The sequence below is a fragment of the Ruegeria sp. AD6 genome, assembly GCF_056542325.1.
In genome coordinates this window covers 118,775-138,329 of sequence record NZ_JBQFZQ010000009.1, presented here as the reverse complement: position 1 = coordinate 138,329, position 19,555 = coordinate 118,775, and the positions used below count along the sequence as shown (strand labels likewise).

The following is a 19,555-nucleotide window of genomic DNA, read 5'->3' as shown; positions in this document are numbered from 1 at the left end:
AAGAGTGCCCTCGCGAATCTCGTCCAGCAGGCGCTGATACGCAGAATTGCCTTGTGGACCAGGTTGTAACGGGGCGTCATGAAGGGTCATCATGTTCACGTCGCTTTTGCTGCATCCAAGTGCATGCAACCGGATACAGAACGATTCGACAACAGTGATCGTCAGCCCTGCCCTTTCACCAAATTCCTATAAGCCGACGGTGACATTCCGGACCAATTTCGAAACGCCCTCGAAAACGCAGTGGAGTCTGCGTAGCCAAGCCGCAGTGCGGTTTCACCAACGGACTTCCCTGCCGGACCCAGCAGCCTCTTTGCTTCTTCCAGTTTGACGCCAGACATGACCTGAGAGGCTGATTGCCCGTAAGGGGCCAGCCGGTTGTTCAATGTCTCCCGGTGGAAACCGCACAGCCGCGCCAGTTGATCGACGCCAAATCCCGGCTCGGCCAGGTGAATCCGGATCAGGCCCTGAAGCCCGGCCAAGAAATCCTGAGGCGCATGCTGGTCGAGGGTAGCGCGTGTCAGGTCTGACGGATTCTCCAATATTTCCGGGGTCAACTGATGGCTCAGCCAGGTCGAGGGAAACCGGATCGAAAAACCCTGAGGGCTGCACATGATGGCATGAACACCATGAAAATGCCTGGGTAGCACGTCAGGTTCGCTGACCCGTAAAATGATCTGGCTCGGGTCCCATCTGAAATCCAGAACCCGATGCAGCAATGATATCCAGATGCTTGCCAGAAATGCGTCGGTCTGCCCGGGCGAAACCGAAAGCTTGAAATTCCGCTTGGCACTGAAATAGGCGTGCTCGCCTTCCACAAGCAGCGATTGCGTGACCGCATTGGATTCTTTCGAGACGGCTTGAGTGTAGCGCGTAAAAAAGTCGCCCAGCGTCAACGCCTTGGCCAACATGTCACCAAGAGGCAGAAACCGAACAAGGTCGATTGATTGACCAACTTGCGCGCAGAAATCCGGTGATGTTGCGTCAGCAGCGGCTTGATGGATTTTATAGATCGTCTCGTGTGGCAGGAAATTCTGGCGATCCATCACCTGAGCTTCGCTCACGCCCAGCGGGTCCAAAACAAAAGCCGGTTCAACACCGGCGCCACGCAAAGCAGCTACAACGGGTGCAGCAACCGATGCCCGGACCAGCGGCAACGCCTTCTTTGTTTTTTGCTCAAATGCGTCCATGTCGCCCTCAAATATCACGAAGTTTATGACAGAAAGACAGCAAACACACAGAAAAGGCGCCGAAAGCTTGCAGAATGCCAAGTCAATTTGGCCGGACCGGTCATATTGTCAGGCAATTTTCAGCGGTCAGTCTAAAATCACATTCATAAATCAACATTTGTGATTCGCGATTGGAGAGCCGCCATGACGCTTGGATTAAAGGAAATACTGTCTGCTACAGCGGTCTTTGCAAGTCTGGCGATCGCGAGCCAGGCTTGTGCGCAGGAAGAAAACTTCCCGATCCTCTTTACCAACGTGCACGTGTTTAACGGTGTCGATGAACAGCGCATTGAGAACGCAAACGTTCTGGTCGTGGACAATCTGATTGCCGAGGTATCAGCGGAACCGTTGGCCGTCGCCAATGCCCAGATCATTGACGGTGGTGGGCGAACGCTGATGCCGGGCTTGATCGATGCGCACGTACATATGGCAATCACCGAGCCCGTCGCGGACCTGAGGGACAATTTTGACTGGATGTACTGGGGCGCAGTTTCCACAATTGAGGCCGAGAAGATGCTGCTACGTGGTTTCACAACCGTTCGGGATGCGGGTGGCCCGGCAATTGGTCTGCAAAAAGCGATAGACCGCGGCAAGGCCGTGGGCCCAAGGATTTACGCATCGGGGCCGGTCATTTCGCAGACTTCCGGGCATGGCGAGCATCGAGTCTATACCGAACCCCACCCGAACTTCATGGGGGCGCAGCCGTCTTTCTTCAACCAGCATGTCGAGTTCCTGGCCGATGGCGTGCCCGAAGTCTTACGTGCAACGCGCGAAGCGCTGCGCATGGGCGCGGTCCAGATCAAGGTGATGGCAGGTGGTGGTGTGTCATCTTCGGTTGATCCGTTGCACACCGTTCAAGGATTGCCGGAAGAGTTAGAGGCATCGGTTCGCGCAGCGGCCGATTGGGGGACTTATGTCATGGTCCACGCTTATAACGACGACTCGATCCTGCGGTCACTGGAAGCAGGCGTCATCAGCATAGAACATGGGCAACTGATGACTGAAGTATCAGCCCAGGCCATCAAGGATTCTGGCGCCTGGATTGTCCCGTTTTATTCTCTGCTTGGGCTTGATGAGGAAGTTGTCAAGAAGGCGCTTGGCCCGGCAGCGGCGCCCAAATTCCTTGATGTTCAGGCCGGTGCGCGCAACCAGATGAAACTGTTGAAAGAGTACGAGATCGAAAACGTTGCATTCTCAACCGATATCATCGGCGACCCGGTGGCTCTGACCAAGCAGAATGACGAGTTCAAATACCGGCTGGAGGCGTGGACTTCACATGAAATCCTACAACAGGCCACGTCAAAATCGGCCGCACTTCTGGCACTTTCAGGAAAACTCAACCCCTACACGGCAGGCCCGCTGGGCGTGATCGAACAGGGCGCATATGCCGACCTGCTGCTGGTCGAAGGTAACCCGGTCGAGGATGCCGAGATCCTGGTGGATTACACCAAAAACATCGATCTGATCATGAAAGATGGCGTGATCTACAAGAATACACTCGATTGAGTGTCGCGCGGGGTGAATTTACCTCGGCATCCCGCGCCCCCTTTTTTTGACAAATGGGAGTACTGACACGTGAAAACACTGGCCCCACTGACAGCAATCGCTGGACTTGTTTCCTTGGCAGCAAGCAGCGCGTTGGCGCAGGACGCGCCCGCACAAACCTTGTTCACCAACGTGCATATCTTTGACGGAATTAGTGAAGAGCGGATTGAAAACGCGAATGTTCTGGTTGAAGGCAATCTCATAAAGACAGTCTCGACCGACGGTATTGATGCGCCTGATGCGACGCTTGTTGACGGGGGTGGTCGCACGCTGATGCCCGGATTGATAGACAGTCATGTGCATCTCTACGCGACAGGGCTCGTGCAATCCTTCTCGGGTCTTCAGGCCGCCAAATGGGATCAGATCGGGGCCACCGCGGCTGAAAATGCCCGCGACTATCTCTACGATGGTTACACCACGGTTCGGGATACCGGCGGAATGGGATCAGGTCTGCGCGAACTGATCGACAAGGGGATTGTAGACGGGCCACGCATCTATGCGTCAGGTGCCGCCATCGGCCCGACGTCCGGGCATGGTGACTGGCGTAACCCCGAGCAGCGAACCTTCAACATGGGATCGGACGACGTCGCCAATACGTTCAACCTGTCCTATATTGCTGATGGTGCCGAGGAAATCCGGAAGGCATCGCGGCTTAACTTCGCGCATGGGGCGAGTTTCCTGAAACTGATGGCCGGTGGCGGTGTGTCATCCGAGCTCGACCCGCTCTGGTCCGTTGCCTACAACGTTGATGAGATTTCGACAGCGGTCGAGGCTGCGTCCTTCTTTGATACCTATGTGACTGTCCACGCCTATACTGACGAAACGGTCACAATGGCTCTCGACGCAGGCGTCAAGTCACTGGAGCACGCTCAGATGGTGAGCGAGGAAACTGTGCAGCGCATTGCGGATGAGGGCATTTTTTGGGCCTTGAATGTGGCTGGAATGGATCCAGCGCTGCTCGACCATCCGAATTTCTCGATGCCGACGGTGAAACCGAAACTGGAAGAATATCTGGTCGGGTCAGAAAACGTCATTGAGTACATCAAAAAGTACAAGCCCAAGATCGTGCATAACGTCGACACTGTGCTGTCCACAATTGGGTTTGGCCGCGCGCACCGGGACTTTGAGAAATACTACTTCGCTGAATTGCTGGGGAACCATGCTTTCCTGGTTGCAGCGACCTCGACTGGTGGCGAACTCGCCCAACTGACAGGGCGGCGGAACCCTTATCCCAACAAACTGGGCGTGATCCAAGAAGGGGCCTATGCAGACATCCTGATCGTCGATGGAAACCCGCTGGAGGACCTGTCGGTTCTTGGAGCAAACCCGAAGTGGTTTGATGCACCCGCGCGTGATCGAGGGTTTGAGACCATTCGCGTGATCATGAAAGACGGCGTCTTCTACAAAAATACACTCGAATGAGCGGAGTATGCAGGAAATTGGCCCCTGCGCCTTGCGCTGTCGATCCTGAACAGGGGGGCGATCAATGAACAAGGCAATCGCAGTAACTCTTTGCGCAGTTGGGATTGGTGTTTCCGGAGCAGCGGCGGAGGAGTCTCACAGCCGATACTACCTGGGGATCGGGGAACCAAACCCCGATGCCAGGCAAATCATGATCGACAATCCGACAGACCGGGAAAAGGATATGGGCGCTGCGCTCGCCGCAATGGGCGGTGAGATGATCAGCTATTTCTGGGGACTGGCGGATGGCAAGAACTACATCACCGTCCGTTTCCCGGACGATCCGGGCATGGTGCAGGCCATATATATTTCGCGTCTGGGCCAGGGGGTTCTGAAAGACTACACGTTCATCGAACTGATGACGAGCGCGGACATGATCGAAGCCCTGAAGCGCGTGCCGGAATTTTCAACGCCGGTGGAATGAAGTTGGGAAGCAAAGGAACAAGCTATGAAGATCGCATACGGAATTCTCGCAGCCTTGGCAGTTGTGTTTTTCATCCTTGGAGGCAGCGATGCCTTTGCCAAAGACAACAAGGGTAAAAAGCCGAACAAGGGGGGCAAGAAAGGTGATGTCAGCATTCAGATCGAAGACAAACCCGGCAAAGGCCCAAAGGCTGTGCCGCCCGGTCAGATCAAGCGCTACACGCGCGGTGCCAAGCTCCCATCTGATCTGGAGTTCGAGGATATTGGGGACCTTTCCAAATGGAAGCTGGGGGAGCCGGGCAAAGGAAACCGCTACATTCTGGTCGATGACGAAGTCCTCGAAGTTACGAATGATCTGTCTACCGTTGTCGATGCGGTCGGCATCGTCGGTGATCTTCTAAACTAGGCGAAAGTTCAATGTTTCAGGGCAAGAACTACCTCGTTTGTCCTGAAGCTGGCCGGGGCGATCATACTGTGAACCCCGGCCCAAGTTCAAAAACCGGATCCGAGGCGCTACGACGATAGAGCCCCTTCTTGTACTTTTTGCACTTGCCACAGGAATGACCACACGCGGTGCAGTTGCGAACTGTAAATCGTTCACCGGACTAAAGAGGAGCATATTACAATGAGACTGTCTTATGCTGTGATTGCTGCATTCTTTCTGGCATTGCCGACTCATTCGGAAGTCGCACGTATCGAGTGGTCAGACTTGATCGATGAAACTGCTCAGAACTATGAAGATCCGTTCGTCGAATTGACGGGCAAACAGCTTGGCGCGCTTCGCAAATTGGTCCGGTTGCGCGCGCAGCAAGAAAAAGGTGGGTCGACGCCGGAACAGCTGGACCAGCTTCAAATGGATCTCGAGGCGACCGAAGCAATCCTTGCTGAGGAAGGCGTTGATGCGGACTGGCTGATTTCCCAACGCTGGATTGTGATGGAACGACGTGAGAAGGCGGGCACGGCCGCCAACACCGAATATGATGGCATGACCGTTTCGTTGGGCGGGTTTGTGATCCCGGCACCCCGGGACGAAGATGGCTCCCAAATGGCGTATGTCGTGCCGGAACGTGGAATGTGCAGCCATGTTCCACCTCCGCCCCCGAACCAGATGGTGCGTTTGCGCCTGAGTGATTCCTGGGCGCCATCGACAGTCTACGAACCCATCGTTGTGACCGGTCAAATCAGGATTGAGCCGACGCAGAAGGAAATGCTGGTTGTTGATGGTCCCGTCCTCATGAAGGCTGCGTTTACTTTGGAGGTCGATGACGTTCAGACTTTTAGACCAACCAAGACTTCCGAAGAGGCTGCAACCAATAAGGAACGCGTATTGATGGGAAGGATCAAGGCGACTGGCGGTGCTACCAGAGACGATCAGTGACACGAGCCAATTGACCCGAATAAGGTTCAGAACGGGCGTTCAGTTTGGTGGGCGGAATATCTGCATGAGAGACTGAACGGTAAAAGCGGCGATAGGGGAGTGTATGAGGGTTTGGCTATTTAGAATAATTGGGCTTGTGGCATTACTTGCATTCGCAGCAGTCGCATTTGTTTGGTTATTGCTTGCTGCTCCGATGTTTTCGGACATGCGGCGTGACCTTGTAGAAAGAGTTCTTTCGGAACAAATTGGTCGATCCCTTTTGGTAAACGATGATGTAAGCGTCGCGCTTGGCCGCATTAGTCACATTTACGTCGGTGGTGTGGTCATCCCGAGCCTGACAATGCCGGACTCACCCTTTGTTGAATTGAACCTGCTGGAATTGGAGCTGGACATTGCCGCTTTGACCAATGGGCGTCTGCATTTTGACAATCTGGTCGTGGAAGGCCTGCAGGCGAATATTCTTACAGCCGCAGACGGCACAACAAGCTGGCGAAAAGGCAATCCAACACCCAAGCCCGCGTCCGAGGAACCTGTATCAGCGGAGGATCAAAAAGACGTCGCCAGCGCTGATAGTGCCAGTGAGAGTGACACAGAAGGCAGTGGAATCCTGAACTTCCTGAGCGACAAGAACGTCCGTTTCACATCAATCGGGTTAAACATCGATGACAAGGTCTCGGGCTTCTCGTTTGTGTTTGACCTTCAGTCCCTCGCGCTCGAACAAGTAGATAGTGGACAACGGTCAAAGGTCTCTGGTTCCGGCTCCGTCAACGGTCAGGGTTTCGAAATCGAAGGCGACTACCCCCATGACGCGCCATTTACGACGCGCGCCAGCTTTGGCGAAATGACCGTAAGCTACGACGGCGAGCCATTGGCGGAAGACGAAGGTGGCGGCTATCGCGCAGTCTTAGAGATGGACACCGGAGAATTCGGTGATTTTCTGGATGTCATTGGATTGGAACGGGTTTTGGAAGGCAATGGCCAGTTGCAAGCTGAACTCGTGTCTCAGGACGCCCTGAAGATCGAAGCGTTTACAAGCACCGTAAGCCTTGAGGATGGGCAGAAACTTGAAGCTGAGGGTTCCATTGAAGACCTCTACACCGCTCAGGGCGTCGATCTGCTTTTCAACGCACGGCTTCATCCGGAAGGGCAGCCGCCGCCAGCAGCAAAGAGTATTCAGGAGCTGAAATTCACAGGCTTTGAAATGCATATGGTCGGATCGCTGGCTTCCTTCGAATTCGAGAAGTTGCTGTTCCAGACCAATGCGTTTGACCAAGGGCTGGACGTAATCGGCCCAGCTTCAATCGAAAGCATTCGCCGCATGCCGGACGGCCGGCTCGCCATGCTGGGAATTGCCTTGCAAGCCGGGCCAATTGAGGAACCGGTCCTCAAAGCCGAAGGTGAAATCCTCGACCTGCTTCAGCTTCAGGACGTAACATTCGATGGTGTGTTGAACGGGCCTGCCAAGTTGATTTTTCCCAACCTCGAAGAAGACTATGTTTACCAATTCGGCGGCATCAAAGCCGATTTCAACATATCCAATGCGGGCGGGCCGGTTTCACTCAACAGGTTTAACGCGACCACTTACGACACCGATCTCTGGGCGCTGGATCTTGCGCTATCAGTTAACGAGCTCAAAGGGCTCGCTGGTCTTGATTTTGACGTGGAACTGGATGTCGACGACGGTGCGCAGTTTCTGACCGCGCTCAACTTGCAACCTGTCGAAATCGGCGCTCTGGCGATCGATGCTGAAACCTCCAGGCAGGGCGAAGACTTTGATGCCGCAATCGAGTTCGAAGCCGGGTCTTCGCATCTTCTTGCCGCTTTGGATGCGCGGTTTCCCGAAGGTGCATCCGTCGTTCGGGGCAACATTACGAGCGAGAGGCTCGATCTCAACGACCTGAAGACCCTCACCGCCGTACTGGACCAACTGAAGGGCCTGGTAGGCGAGGCCTCGCAAAAACCTGAAACCGAGGTTCAACCCTTGGTTCTACCGAAGGAGACAAATGTCCAGCCCTTGGTGTTGCCAAAAGAAAAAGGGAAACCTGCCGATCTTCTGGATGTGCAGCGCGTGCTGCGAGAAGCTGACGTCGAGGTGCTGATCGAATTCAAAGAGATTGTAGGCCAGCAAGGCGTTACATCTGTTTCAAGCCAATTGTCTGCCAAAGAAGGAACCGTGGATTTCGGCCCGCTCCAGATGGCTTATGGTGGCGGAAACTTCAGCCTGCGTGCAGTCATGGATCTGATTGACTCACCTGATTGGCTTTCCTTGTCAGGATCGACCTCGGGATGGGAATTCGGTGAGATCCTTGATGAATTGGGCATAGGTATTGATGCCTATGGGCGATTGAGCGGTGAGTTCAACGTTTCTGGCAGTACCGCCTCGGGCAAGGCCTTCGTCAACTCGATGCGCGGCAATGCGTCTTTGTCGATGTCGCAAGGTTACATTAGTACCAGTCTACTGGAACTGGCCGGGCTGGGTATTTTCCCGTGGCTGTTTTCAGAAGAATTCAGACAAGGCTACACCGACATCACGTGCGTGGTCGCCCCGGTTGATATCCAGGCCGGGCGGGTCAGCTCAAACTCCATCGTCATTGAAACGGGATCAGTTCAATTGGTTGCAAGGGGGCAAGTGGACTGGCTGAACGATACGATAGCAATACGAGCGGAGCCGCGGCGCGTGGGTAAACCCCTTTCCCGAAGCGCCTGGCCCTTTGATGTGACTGGCCCGCTTTCGTCGCCAAAATTCAAGCTGGATGTGGGCGGGTCCAGAAACAAGGCTCCGGGCGGTGCTGATGAAATGCCTGCCGAAAGGCAGCCATGTGTGCCAGACATCAATCAATTGGAATAATCGGGCGCGTCCTAGTTCTTCAGCGGCTCCGGCTGTACGGCCTGACACGCCAGAACGGCCTCAATGGCTTTGGCAGATCCGCTGAGATCAAGCTCCACCTCGGCCCCACTTTCACCAATGATCGTAACACTTTGGCGTTTTCCAAACTCGGTTACAAATGCCGGGTTGTCAAAAAAGGCGTAGCCACCGGGCACGCCATTCTTGAAGACACCAACCGCTTCACCTTCGAATTTCGCATCACCAAAGTCGAACTGTACGACCCCTGTCGCACCATCCTCGATTTGAACCCAGGCCGGATTAAAGGCGGCAAAAAAGCCACCGGCCTGATTGGGTGCCGCGCCAATTTCAACGGTCATGTCATTTTCAAACGGTTTCCACGCAAGACAGCCGTTGCCCTTTTCGGGATCAATCAGGATTGTCCAGTCGCCGGATTCACCCCACCGTTCCATACCGGCGGCCCACACCGCGCCAGTGGAGATCAATGCTATTGCTGTCAGCGCCAACTTCTTCATTCGATACTCCACTCCAGTTTCGAAAGTATAAGCTGCGTTCAGAGTATCGCGCGGGGTTATTCAAATACAACCATTCAATTTCTGGAATGTTGAACCGAAATCAACGCGCCCTAGCCCTGAAGAGGCAATAATCTTCGGCCTCGGCCAAAGAAAATATGACGCTCTACTCCTCTAGAATTTGCCAGAGTTGTTCCAAGTCTCTTTCGGGCCAATCTGTTCCTGAACATCCCAATGTTCGACGATCTTTCCACCTTTGAGCCGGAACAAGTCAAAGACGGCCCAATCGTCCTCGTCTTGATTTACATGGCTAAAGGCAATCACAAAATTTCCTTGGCCGAGTAGTCGGTGAACTTTGATGTATTGCGCGGTTTTTCCACCATTCGTCACCTCTCCAAGATACTTGGAGAAAGCTTCCAATCCGTCGGCTATGTCTGGATTGTGCTGATCGTATTGGTCGGTCGATATGTAGTCATTCACAAGATCGGTGCGTCCGGCCATCAGGACATTGTCGATGAACCCTTGCACCACGGTCTTGTTGGCTTCGGTGAGATCGAGATCTTCGATTTCGGTTGGGCCATCCACCATGCTGCGGCCCGAGACGGTTGGCCATTTATACGCGGCAATCACATCCCAATGCTCGACGATTTTACCGTCGTCGTCGGTATCAAAGATATCGGCCGTTACCCACTGGGCTTCACCGTTGTTGAGGCTTTGATACACATGAACGAAGACGAAATTCCCATCCTCGATGGTGCGCAGAACCTGAATGTCGCGCACCGGATTCCGCTCAAGAAAAGGTGTGAAGAACTCGATGAAACCTTGTTTACCATCACGTACACCCGTTGAGTGTTGCGTGTAGCGATCCCCGGTATATTTATCGAGCGCATCGACCATCTTGCCATCACGAATGCCTTCCAGATAAAGGCCCTTGGCATTTGCCACGCGGATACTGTCAGTCACGATATGTACTCCCGTTTCACAGTTTGGTTTTAGCCAATACCTAAAATGCTCAACAACGCGTCACGGCCAGACCAGGCTACGATAGCGGACAAGGTGCCTGTGACCATGGCAGGAACGCCTTCTTTCCAGGTGTCCCAGATCAGATGACACCCAATGGCGCCGATGGACGTGCCAAGAATTGCCAACGCGCCCAAGGTTCCGACCCAGGATCCCTGAAACCAGATCGCGATTGCACCAAACAATTCAACCACGCCAACCAGGGCCATGATCTGCCGGTTCAACCCGTACTTGATGAACATCGCCAATTGGGTTTCAAATATGAACTTCTGCCAGCCGAAGATCTTGATCGAGCTTGCGAAGAGGAAGAAGACGGACAGCAATCCGACAAACACAGTCTGGCCTTCGCCCGCAAGTCTGATGGCCATTTCTTTTCCGAAGCCGCTGCTGGCCCCTGTGATCAGAATATTCATCTATCCGTTCCTCTGGTGGTCGAGAGGGAAATGGCACTCAATGGACATGATTGGAAATTATCACTACTTCTTCTTAACATGAATGAAATTGATGGAATTGACCTCAATCTACTGAAATCTCTGCAAGCCCTCATCTCGGAGCGGCATGTCGGGCGGGCTGCGCAGCGAATGAACGTAACACAACCTGCCATGAGTCATACTCTGGCAAGATTGCGCCGCCTGTTTGACGACCCTCTGTTCGTCAAGCAAGGGCGCGAAATGGTGCCAACAGCGCGCACTCTGGGCCTTGCTGCGCGGTTGAACACGATCCTTTCTGAGATCAGCGTACTGACCGCACCGGTTACATTCTCACCTGAAAACGCAAGCGCAACTATTCGAATTCATGCCCATGATTTTATTGCCACCAGTTTCCTTGCAAACGCTGTTCGGCGTATTCGAGAGCAAGCACCAGGGATCGTGTTCGAAGTTCACAGCTATTCAGATCACAGCTACCAGATGCTCGATTCTGGGGATGCCGACTTGATCATTGGCGCAGGACTTCAGGCAAATCCGAAGTTTCTTCAAAAGCTGCTACTGCGCGAGCGCCTTGTGTGCCTATTGGACCGAACCCACCCAGCGTTGAAAAGCTGGAATGCCGAGACGGTCTTTCTATATCCACATGTCCGGCTGAGCGTCATGGCCAAACAAGATGACCCAGTTCACCTTTTTGGCAAGGATCAGGGTTTGCCCCCACGCCAGGTTGGGCTGGTGACAGATAGTCTGCATCTGCAACCGGCCTTCCTGGAAGGAACAAATCTAATCGCTTTTGTACCGGAGACGCTCGCCCAAGCCGCCACCATCAACGGAAATCTAATCACGCGTGATTGCCCTTTTCCCCTGCCGGAATTGGGAATCCGTGCGATTTGGCATGAGCGAGACGCGCGATCCCCCCTTCTCAGCTGGATCCGTAGCCAGCTGGATGTTTAGCGGCCAGAAAACCGGAGAGCTTTTCAGCATCGCTCACGCTGTCGGTTTTTGAGGTTCCCTACAACGCCTCAGAAATCCAAATTCTCAACGCTCAGCGCGTTTTGCTGGATGAACTCTCGGCGGGGTTCGACCACGTCGCCCATCAGCTTGGTGAACAGGTCGTCTGCCTCGACCATGTCGTCCACGCGCACTTGCAGCAGGGTACGTGCATCCGGATCCAGTGTGGTTTCCCATAGCTGGTCGGGGTTCATTTCGCCCAGACCTTTGTAGCGTTGCAGCGACAGGCCCTTTTCGCCCTCTTCCAGAATCGCGCGCAGCAGGTCCAGGGGCCCGTGGATGGCTTGCATCCGGTCGCGGCGGATCAGGGTGGCTGGGGTGTTGTAGACCTCTTGCAGGCTTTGGGTGAAGCTGCCGGTCTTGCGCGCCTCGCCCGAGCGCAGCATGGGGCCGTCCAGCGTGCGGACCTCTTCGACGCCGCGCAGGATGCGGGCCAGACGGATGCCGTGATCCTGGGTGATCCGGCCCTGCCAGCCGCGCTCGTATTCCAGCGCGATCAGGTCGAGACGGGCGGCGACCTTGTCGGCGACGCCCTGCAGATCGGCATCCACCGCGCCCGGCACAAAGGCCCCGGCAACGGCGGCTTGTTCCAGAATGTGGCGCGGGTAATGCGTCGGGAAGGCGTCCAGCACGCGCTTCAACTGCCGCGCCTCGTCGACCACGCGGGTCAGGTCCTGACCGATGATTTCCTCGCCCGAGCCGAGTTTCAGCACCGCGCCCTCAACCCCCTGATTGATCAGGTAATCATCCAGCGCCGCCTGATCTTTCAGATACACCTCGGACTTGCCGCGCGAAACTTTATAGAGCGGCGGCTGCGCGATATAAAGATATCCGCCTTCGATCAGTTCCGGCATCTGCCGGTAGAAGAAGGTCAGCAGCAGCGTCCGGATATGCGCGCCGTCCACATCCGCGTCGGTCATGATGACGATCTTGTGGTAGCGCAGCTTTTCGATGTTGAACTCATCCCGGCCAATGCCGGTGCCCAGTGCCATCACCAGATTGCCGATTTCCTGAGACGACAGCATCCGGTCAAACCGCGCCCGTTCGACGTTCAGGATCTTCCCGCGCAGAGGCAGAACCGCCTGTGTCAGTCGATCCCGGCCAGTCTGGGCAGAGCCACCTGCCGAGTCCCCCTCGACGAGGAAGACTTCGGTCTTGGACGGGTCTTTTTCGGAGCAATCCTTCAGCTTCCCAGCCAGATAGTTCACGTCCATCGCCGTCTTGCGGCGGGTCAGTTCGCGGGCTTTGCGCGCCGCCTCTCGGGCCAGCGCGGCCTCGATGATCTTGCCGACGATGGTTTTGGCCTCGTTCGGGTTTTCCTCGAACCACTCGGCCAGTTTTTCGTTCATCAGACCTTCGACCGCCGGGCGCACTTCGGAACTGACCAGCTTGTCCTTGGTCTGGGATGAGAATTTCGGGTCGGGCACCTTGACCGACAGCACACAGGTCAGGCCCTCGCGCGCGTCATCGCCAGTAAAGCTGACCTTTTCCTTCTTCGCGATCCCGCTGGACTGCGCATAGTTGTTGATCGTGCGCGTCAGCGCGCCGCGGAAACCCGCCACATGGGTGCCGCCATCGCGCTGCGGGATGTTGTTGGTGAAGGGCAGCACCGTCTCGTGGTAGCTGTCATTCCACCACATGGCGATTTCCACGCCAATGTCATCGCGCTCACCCTTGATATAGATCGGTTCGGGCATCGCCGCCGTCTTGGACCGGTCGAGGTATTTGACGAACTCCTTGACGCCGCCCTCATAGAACAGCTCGGTTTCCAGCCGTTCCGCCGGGCGTTCGTCGATCAGAATGATGCGCACGCCCGAGTTCAGGAAGGCCAGTTCGCGCAGGCGTTTTTCCAGCGTCTCAAACGAGTATTCCAGGTTCGAGAACGTGTTGGTCGAGGCCAGAAACCGCACCTCGGTCCCGGTACGATCACCGCATTCGCCGACGACCTTCAAATGTTCTGCCGTCTCGCCGCCTTCAAATCGCGCGACATGTTCTTTACCGGCGCGCCAGATGCGCAATTCCAGCCAATCTGACAGCGCATTCACGACCGAAACGCCCACGCCATGCAACCCGCCCGACACCTTGTACGAGTTGCTGTCGAACTTCCCGCCAGCATGCAGCTGCGTCATGATGACTTCCGCAGCAGACACACCCTCCTCGGGGTGGATATCCACCGGAATTCCGCGTCCGTTATCACTGACCGAGACGCTGGAATCGGCGTGGATTTTCACCGTCACATGGTCGGCATGACCGGCCAGAGCCTCATCGATCCCATTGTCGACAACCTCATACACCATGTGGTGCAGACCCGAGCCATCATCCGTGTCCCCGATATACATACCGGGACGCTTGCGAACAGCTTCTAACCCTTTGAGAACCTTGATGGAATCCGCGCCGTATTCCTGTGGTGCCTGTGCGTCTTCGGACATTCAGTCAGTACCTATATTATTTTGATAACTTATACGTTTTCTGGTGGGGATTGTCACGCGCTACCCCCACATTTTGTGCCATTCGCTGCCGATCGCGAAAGGTCAAAGCCTGTCCAGATCAGCCGCGATATCCGAGGCGATAGCAGCGGCGTCCACGTCTCTGCGCTCAGCTGACAGACGCAGCCCCAAAAGGTCGGATTGGTAGCGCGCGGCCAACCGTTCGGGATCATGCTCGGGCCCGATCTCCTCGTCCATTTGCGCGCGCCGAAACAGGGCGGCAAAACATGCTTTCATCTCGGCCATATAGGCACCTGCCCGATCCGCCAAATCGTGATCCTTCGCCTGCAACTCGGCATAGGTTTTGGCCAGCATGCAGGCTTTGGCTGGCATATCCGCCGCCTCGATCACCCGAAACGGCTGCGCCTTCAGCGCGCCTTTTGGCCCAAGCTCCTCAGCCAGCACCTCAAGCCGCGCGATGCCGTCCTGCGTGTAGCGCTTCAATGCCAGCGCATACAGCGCGTCTTTCGACCCAAAGGCTGCATAGAAACTGCCGGGTTTCAGCTTCAATTCACGCTCAAGATCTTTCAGCGAGGTCCCCGCCCATCCCTGACGCCAGAACATATCCCTGGCCTGCGCGATCAGCGCGTCTCGGTCATATCCGGGTTTTCTTGGCATTCTCTTCACCATTTCTTGAACGATTGCTCAAATATATACTTGAGTGATTGCTCAAGAAACCCTATTTCTGCCTTATCGCGCCAGAAACAGGAGTTTTGACATGGCAAACTTCCCCTCTCATGACCTCGAAACCGCCCCGGAAGGGTCCAAACCACTGCTGGAAAAGTCGCAGGCTGTCTTTGGTCGTCTGCCGGGCCTGCACAAGGTGATGTCTGAAAGCCCGCAACATCTGGAAGGCTATCAGGTTCTGCATCACCTGTTCATGCAGACCGATTTCGACAATGACGAGAAAACCGTGGTCTGGCAGACCATCAATGTGGAGAACGAGTGCCATTACTGCGTCCCGGCCCATACAGGCATTGCCAAGATGATGAAGGTCTCGGATGAGATCACCGAGGCGCTGCGCAACGAAACCCCGCTGCCATCGGCCAAGCTTGAGGCGCTGCGCAGCTTCACCCTGCAGATGATGGAAACCCGCGGCAACGTCACCAACGCACAGATGCAGGCATTCTTTGACGCAGGTTACTCGCACCGCGCGGTTCTGGACGTGGTTCTGGGTCTGGCGCAGAAAACCATGTCGAACTACGTCAACCACATGGCACAAACACCGGTCGACGAAGTGATGCGCGGCTTCCTGTGGGAACGTAAAGTCAGCGAACCCGCCTAAACGACGACCGAGCCCGCGTCGCCTTCGGTGACAACCAGCGTCTGGGCCCGGTCCCCCAATTCCGCAAACAGTTCAGGCCCGGTGCCCGTCATCCAGGCCTGAGCCCCCAGCGCGCAAATCTCATCATACAGCGCCGCCCGTCGATCCGCGTCCAGATGCGCGGCCACCTCATCCAGCAACACAATGGGCGGGGCCCCGACCATCCCGGCCAGCGCCCGCGCATTCGACAGGATCAGCGAGACAAGCAACGCCTTCTGTTCACCAGTCGAGCAATCCTTGGCCGGCACGCCCTTGGCCGCAAACACTCCGTACAGATCAGACCGGTGAGGCCCCACCAAAGTCCGCCCCGCCGCCAGATCGCGAAACCGGCTTTCGTTGAGCGCCTCTCGCAGGTCGTCTGCTGTATCTGGCATCGCACCTTCGGTCTGCACCAATTCCAGATCAGCCGACGGAAACGCCGTCTCTGCCTGGTCCTGCGCCACGCGCAGATGATCCAGCGCCGCCAACCGCGCTGCGTGAATGCGATACCCGGTTTCGGCCATCTGTCCTTCCAGCGCGGCGTACCAATGGGCATCGCGCACCTGCTCTTTCAGCAGGCGATTCCGTTCCCGCATGGATTTTTCATAAGTCAGGGATGCCTCAGCATGCGAGGGATCAAAACTCAGCGCGATCCGGTCCAGAAACCGCCGCCGCCCCTCGGCCCCCTCGATCCACAGCCGATCCATCGAGGGGATCAGCCAGACAACCCGCGCCAGCTTGCTCAGATCAATCTGACTCGCCGCCTTGCCATCAATCCGAACCTGCCGCGCCGCGCCACCCTCGGACCAGGTCTCGATCTCGTAGCGTTGCCCCTGCGCCTGCAACAGCCCGGACAGCTTCCAGCCCAGCGCCTCGGGCCGCCGCGTCATCTCGGCCGCGCTCGCCCGCCGCATCCCGCGCCCAGGCGAAAACAGGGACACCGCTTCCAGAATGTTGGTCTTCCCGGCCCCGTTCGGCCCATGAATCGCCACAGGCCGCCCATCCAAAGACAACCGCGCCAGCTTGTGAGACCGAAAATGCGAGACCGTAAGCTCGGTCAGGGCCAATCCCATGACCCCTCCCTTCTTCTGTTCAAAAATACCTCCGCCGGAGGCATCGCGCGCCAGCGCGATCAGACGCGCATCGGCATGACAACGTAAACCGCGCTTTGATCATTGCCTTCACGCATCAGGGTCGGATCACCGGCAGAATTGAACAGGAACACTGCATTCTCACGATCGACCTGAGACGCAATCTCCAACAGATATTTCGCGTTGAATCCGATCTCCAACCGCTCATCGCCATAGGCCACGGCCAGTTCTTCTTCGGCCGCGCCGCTGTCCGGGGCATTGACCGACAGCACCAGTTTGTCACCGTCCAATTGCAGCTTCACCGCGCGCGAGCGTTCGGATGAAACCGTTGCCACCCGATCCACGGCCTGAGCGAATTCAGCCGCGTCCACTTCCAATTTGCGAGTATTGCCCTGCGGAATAACGCGGGTGTAGTCGGGGAAGGTGCCGTCAATGACCTTTGAGGTCAACGTGATGTCGGGCGTCGCAAAACGCACCTTGGTTTCGCTGACCGACACGGCGATGTCCATCTCGTCATCGTCCAGCAGTTTGCGCAACTCACCCACGGTCTTGCGCGGCACGATCACGCCGGGCATGTCCGCCGCCCCATCCGGACAATCCGCGTCGATCCGCGCCAGTCGGTGACCATCGGTAGCCACGCAGCGCAACACCTTGCTGCCGTCGGAGCCATCCGTGACATGCATGTAAACGCCGTTCAGGTAATAGCGCGTCTCTTCCGTCGAGATCGCAAATTTAGATTTGTCGAACAGCCGCCGCAGCAGCGCCGCCGAGGCCGTAAAGTTCGATTGATATTCCGAGGACGCCATCACCGGGAAATCCTCTTTCGGCAATGTCGCCAGCGAGAAATTCGAGCGACCCGCCTCAACCGTCAAACGGCCCGCAGCGCTGTCCGCCGTCAGTGTCACCAGCGCCCCGTCAGGCAGTTTGCGCACAATCTCATGCAGCGTTGTGGCCGCCACTGTGGTCGCCCCGGCCTTCTCGACCTGCGCCGGAGCCTTGTCGACCACTTCGATATCCAGATCGGTGGCGCGGAACTGAACCTGATCGCCTTCGGCCTCGATCAGCACATTGGCCAGGATCGGAATTGTGTTGCGACGTTCGACAACCGATTGGGCCTGCGAAACGGCCTTGAGAAGGGTGCCGCGTTCGATGCTGATCTTCATACCCTCAATTCCTCTGACTTAAGTGCCGAAATGGGCGGGACTGGCACGTTAGCGGTTCAGCCCTGAGGCACAAGGATTTTTTACGGATTTCTGGGTTGGAAAACCCATTCGGTCAAGGGGCGCGTTGTGCTGTGGACACAGTTCATCCGCGACCGTGGACAATTGCGCACAAGAAAACGCCCCGGAACCCAAGTCCCGAGGCGTCTCTGAGTGGTTTTAGGGGTAAACCTCAGGCTTCCAGCGCGCGACGCAGCATTTCCACGTCTTCCGCGATCTGGCCATCCGTCACTTTCAGCTCTTCGATGCGTTTGACACCATGCATGACCGTGGTGTGGTCGCGCCCGCCAAAGCGGCGCCCGATCTCGGGCAGGGACCGGCTGGTCAGCTGCTTGCACAGATACATCGCCACCTGACGCGGACGCGCGTAAGACCGCAGGCGTTTCGGACCGATGATGTCGGACAGACGAATGTTGTAATAATCCGAGACTTTGCGCTGAATCTCTTCGACGGTGATCTTGCGCTCCGATGCGCGCAGCACATCGGCCAGACAATCCTGCGTCAATTCCATATCGATCTCACGCCCGACCAGCGAGGCGAAGGCAAAGAGACGCGTCAACGCGCCTTCCAGCACCCGAACATTGGTCGAGATGCGATGGGCGAGGAATTCAAGCACGCCATCCGCGATAACCAGATCCGGATAGGTGCTGATATGCTGCTGCACCTTGTTCTGCAGGATGCCCAGACGCAGTTCATAATCGGTCGGGTGCAGATCAACGACCAGACCACATTGCAGGCGCGACTTCACGCGCTCTTCCATATCCTTGATTTCACCGGGGGCGCGGTCGGCCGAGATGATGATCTGCTTGTTCTGATCGACCAGCGCATTGAATGTGTGGAAGAATTCCTCCTGCGTCGAATCCTTCCCGGCGATGAACTGCACGTCATCGACCATCAGCACATCGACCGAACGGAACAGATGTTTGAAATCCATCATCCGACGCTCGCGCAGGGCCTGAACAAAGCGGTACATGAACTGTTCCGCCGACAGGTACAGCACATTCAGTTCGGGATGCTTGGTTTTCAACTCCCACGCAATGGCGTGCATCAGGTGCGTCTTACCCAGACCGACACCCCCATACAGGACCAGCGGGTTGAACGTCACCGGCCCGCCCTCCGAGACGCGGCGCGCAGCGGCATGGGCCAATTCGTTCGGCTTGCCGACGACAAAGCTGTCAAAAGTAAAGCGCGCATCCAGCGGTGCGGCCTGAAGGGAATCCAAGGCCTCCTGCGCAACATCTGATCTGGCAGCAGGCGCTTCTGCCACAGGCTCGGGATCGGCCTGAGGGCGCGCAACGGGATTGGGGCGCGCCGGCGTATTTGCGGCAACACGGAAATCCAGGCGCTGCACGGATTCGCCCGACGTGTTCAGTTCATACAAAATGAGGTCGGCAAAGTTTTGGCTTACGTAATTGCCCATAAAGTTTGTCGGCACGGAAAACACCGCCACACCGTCCTGCAGCTCTTCGAACTCCAGCGGTTCGATCCAGGTCGTGTAGTTGTTCCGGCCAATCACCTTAAGCAATTTATTACGCAGTAGTCCCCATTTCTCTTGTGTCATCAAGCGCCTCACGCATCCCATTCTTTATTGGCCTGTCGGCCTTATTCA

17 protein-coding genes are annotated in these 19,555 nt (G+C 56.2%); 8 read left to right on the top strand and 9 right to left on the bottom strand.

The annotated features are described in order from the left end of the window. Positions 1 to 161: 161 nt before the first annotated feature. The gene (locus ACR0KJ_RS16855; RefSeq protein ID WP_480586053.1) at positions 162 to 1,187 is read right to left on the bottom strand and encodes a helix-turn-helix domain-containing protein; all 1,026 of its coding nucleotides are present in this window, start codon (positions 1,185 to 1,187) and stop codon (positions 162 to 164) included. A 183-nt stretch (positions 1,188 to 1,370) separates the two neighbouring features. Here ACR0KJ_RS16855 and ACR0KJ_RS16850 point away from each other — a divergent pair, with 183 nt between their 5' ends. The 6 genes from ACR0KJ_RS16850 (at position 1,371) to ACR0KJ_RS16825 (ending at position 8,881) form a co-directional block, all read left to right on the top strand. Continuing rightward, positions 1,371 to 2,732, top strand: a complete 1,362-nt coding sequence (locus ACR0KJ_RS16850) for a metal-dependent hydrolase family protein (RefSeq protein WP_480627213.1) — start codon at positions 1,371 to 1,373, stop codon at positions 2,730 to 2,732. 114 nt (positions 2,733 to 2,846) lie between these two features. After that, entirely contained in the window at positions 2,847 to 4,193 is a 1,347-nt protein-coding gene (locus tag ACR0KJ_RS16845) for a metal-dependent hydrolase family protein (RefSeq protein ID WP_480627212.1), read from the top strand. Between the two features lie 64 nt (positions 4,194 to 4,257). Further along, positions 4,258 to 4,656 (top strand): hypothetical protein, encoded by a 399-nt coding sequence (locus ACR0KJ_RS16840; RefSeq protein ID WP_480627211.1) that lies wholly within the window; start codon positions 4,258 to 4,260, stop codon positions 4,654 to 4,656. A gap of 24 nt (positions 4,657 to 4,680) precedes the next feature. Continuing rightward, positions 4,681 to 5,061, top strand: a complete 381-nt coding sequence (locus tag ACR0KJ_RS16835) for a hypothetical protein (RefSeq protein WP_170455709.1) — start codon at positions 4,681 to 4,683, stop codon at positions 5,059 to 5,061. Between the two features lie 219 nt (positions 5,062 to 5,280). Further along, positions 5,281 to 6,033 carry a DUF3299 domain-containing protein gene (locus tag ACR0KJ_RS16830; RefSeq protein ID WP_480627210.1) on the top strand — a complete coding sequence of 251 codons (753 nt, stop codon included), beginning with the start codon at positions 5,281 to 5,283 and terminating at the stop codon, positions 6,031 to 6,033. Positions 6,034 to 6,169: 136 nt separating this feature from the next. Then, a complete protein-coding gene (locus ACR0KJ_RS16825; protein ID WP_480627209.1) occupies positions 6,170 to 8,881 on the top strand; it encodes an AsmA family protein in 2,712 nt (903 codons plus the stop codon). 11 nt (positions 8,882 to 8,892) lie between these two features. Here the strand turns inward: ACR0KJ_RS16825 and ACR0KJ_RS16820 are convergent, their stop codons facing one another. The 3 genes from ACR0KJ_RS16820 to ACR0KJ_RS16810 all read right to left on the bottom strand — a co-directional run bounded on the left by ACR0KJ_RS16820 (position 8,893) and on the right by ACR0KJ_RS16810 (position 10,823). Further along, on the bottom strand, positions 8,893 to 9,393 hold the full coding sequence (locus tag ACR0KJ_RS16820) for a hypothetical protein (protein ID WP_480627208.1): 501 nt from the start codon (positions 9,391 to 9,393) through the stop codon (positions 8,893 to 8,895). Positions 9,394 to 9,564: 171 nt separating this feature from the next. Continuing rightward, positions 9,565 to 10,353 (bottom strand): nuclear transport factor 2 family protein, encoded by a 789-nt coding sequence (locus ACR0KJ_RS16815; RefSeq protein WP_480627207.1) that lies wholly within the window; start codon positions 10,351 to 10,353, stop codon positions 9,565 to 9,567. 29 nt (positions 10,354 to 10,382) lie between these two features. Next, positions 10,383 to 10,823 carry a DoxX family protein gene (locus ACR0KJ_RS16810; RefSeq protein ID WP_480627206.1) on the bottom strand — a complete coding sequence of 147 codons (441 nt, stop codon included), beginning with the start codon at positions 10,821 to 10,823 and terminating at the stop codon, positions 10,383 to 10,385. Positions 10,824 to 10,853: 30 nt separating this feature from the next. Between ACR0KJ_RS16810 and ACR0KJ_RS16805 the strand changes: the two genes are divergently transcribed. Then, the gene (locus tag ACR0KJ_RS16805) at positions 10,854 to 11,789 is read left to right on the top strand and encodes a LysR family transcriptional regulator (RefSeq protein ID WP_480627205.1); all 936 of its coding nucleotides are present in this window, start codon (positions 10,854 to 10,856) and stop codon (positions 11,787 to 11,789) included. A 68-nt stretch (positions 11,790 to 11,857) separates the two neighbouring features. Here ACR0KJ_RS16805 and gyrB read toward each other — a convergent pair whose 3' ends face one another. Both gyrB and ACR0KJ_RS16795 read right to left on the bottom strand, forming a co-directional pair. Continuing rightward, the gene (gyrB, locus tag ACR0KJ_RS16800) at positions 11,858 to 14,275 is read right to left on the bottom strand and encodes a DNA topoisomerase (ATP-hydrolyzing) subunit B (protein ID WP_480627204.1); all 2,418 of its coding nucleotides are present in this window, start codon (positions 14,273 to 14,275) and stop codon (positions 11,858 to 11,860) included. A gap of 102 nt (positions 14,276 to 14,377) precedes the next feature. Next, the gene (locus tag ACR0KJ_RS16795; RefSeq protein ID WP_170524373.1) at positions 14,378 to 14,950 is read right to left on the bottom strand and encodes a TetR/AcrR family transcriptional regulator; all 573 of its coding nucleotides are present in this window, start codon (positions 14,948 to 14,950) and stop codon (positions 14,378 to 14,380) included. 100 nt (positions 14,951 to 15,050) lie between these two features. Between ACR0KJ_RS16795 and ACR0KJ_RS16790 the strand changes: the two genes are divergently transcribed. Continuing rightward, positions 15,051 to 15,617 carry a carboxymuconolactone decarboxylase family protein gene (locus ACR0KJ_RS16790; RefSeq protein WP_480627203.1) on the top strand — a complete coding sequence of 189 codons (567 nt, stop codon included), beginning with the start codon at positions 15,051 to 15,053 and terminating at the stop codon, positions 15,615 to 15,617. On the opposite strand, the gene recF is transcribed toward ACR0KJ_RS16790, so the two are convergent. The 3 genes from recF to dnaA all read right to left on the bottom strand — a co-directional run bounded on the left by recF (position 15,614) and on the right by dnaA (position 19,507). After that, positions 15,614 to 16,708 (bottom strand): DNA replication/repair protein RecF, encoded by a 1,095-nt coding sequence (gene recF, locus ACR0KJ_RS16785; RefSeq protein ID WP_170624737.1) that lies wholly within the window; start codon positions 16,706 to 16,708, stop codon positions 15,614 to 15,616. The genes ACR0KJ_RS16790 and recF overlap by 4 nt on opposite strands. Positions 16,709 to 16,767: 59 nt before the next feature. Beyond that, positions 16,768 to 17,889: a DNA polymerase III subunit beta gene (gene dnaN / locus ACR0KJ_RS16780; RefSeq protein WP_170455727.1), complete on the bottom strand. Its 1,122-nt coding sequence runs from the start codon at positions 17,887 to 17,889 to the stop codon at positions 16,768 to 16,770. 229 nt (positions 17,890 to 18,118) lie between these two features. Further along, on the bottom strand, positions 18,119 to 19,507 hold the full coding sequence (dnaA, locus tag ACR0KJ_RS16775) for a chromosomal replication initiator protein DnaA (RefSeq protein WP_480627202.1): 1,389 nt from the start codon (positions 19,505 to 19,507) through the stop codon (positions 18,119 to 18,121). Positions 19,508 to 19,555 lie beyond the last annotated feature (48 nt).

Excerpts from the sequence above, each read along its gene's own strand:
- gyrB (WP_480627204.1), bottom strand. The coding sequence starts at position 14,275 with ATGTCCGAAGACGCACAGGCACCACAGGAATACGGCGCGGATTCCATC.
- ACR0KJ_RS16855 (WP_480586053.1), bottom strand. The coding sequence starts at position 1,187 with ATGGACGCATTTGAGCAAAAAACAAAGAAGGCGTTGCCGCTGGTCCGG.
- ACR0KJ_RS16810 (WP_480627206.1), bottom strand. The coding sequence starts at position 10,823 with ATGAATATTCTGATCACAGGGGCCAGCAGCGGCTTCGGAAAAGAAATG.
- ACR0KJ_RS16830 (WP_480627210.1), top strand. The coding sequence starts at position 5,281 with ATGAGACTGTCTTATGCTGTGATTGCTGCATTCTTTCTGGCATTGCCG.
- ACR0KJ_RS16835 (WP_170455709.1), top strand. The coding sequence starts at position 4,681 with ATGAAGATCGCATACGGAATTCTCGCAGCCTTGGCAGTTGTGTTTTTC.
- recF (WP_170624737.1), bottom strand. The coding sequence starts at position 16,708 with ATGGGATTGGCCCTGACCGAGCTTACGGTCTCGCATTTTCGGTCTCAC.
- ACR0KJ_RS16790 (WP_480627203.1), top strand. The coding sequence starts at position 15,051 with ATGGCAAACTTCCCCTCTCATGACCTCGAAACCGCCCCGGAAGGGTCC.
- ACR0KJ_RS16795 (WP_170524373.1), bottom strand. The coding sequence starts at position 14,950 with ATGCCAAGAAAACCCGGATATGACCGAGACGCGCTGATCGCGCAGGCC.
- ACR0KJ_RS16820 (WP_480627208.1), bottom strand. The coding sequence starts at position 9,393 with ATGAAGAAGTTGGCGCTGACAGCAATAGCATTGATCTCCACTGGCGCG.
- dnaA (WP_480627202.1), bottom strand. The coding sequence starts at position 19,507 with ATGACACAAGAGAAATGGGGACTACTGCGTAATAAATTGCTTAAGGTG.
- dnaN (WP_170455727.1), bottom strand. The coding sequence starts at position 17,889 with ATGAAGATCAGCATCGAACGCGGCACCCTTCTCAAGGCCGTTTCGCAG.
- ACR0KJ_RS16840 (WP_480627211.1), top strand. The coding sequence starts at position 4,258 with ATGAACAAGGCAATCGCAGTAACTCTTTGCGCAGTTGGGATTGGTGTT.
- ACR0KJ_RS16850 (WP_480627213.1), top strand. The coding sequence starts at position 1,371 with ATGACGCTTGGATTAAAGGAAATACTGTCTGCTACAGCGGTCTTTGCA.
- ACR0KJ_RS16805 (WP_480627205.1), top strand. The coding sequence starts at position 10,854 with ATGGCACTCAATGGACATGATTGGAAATTATCACTACTTCTTCTTAAC.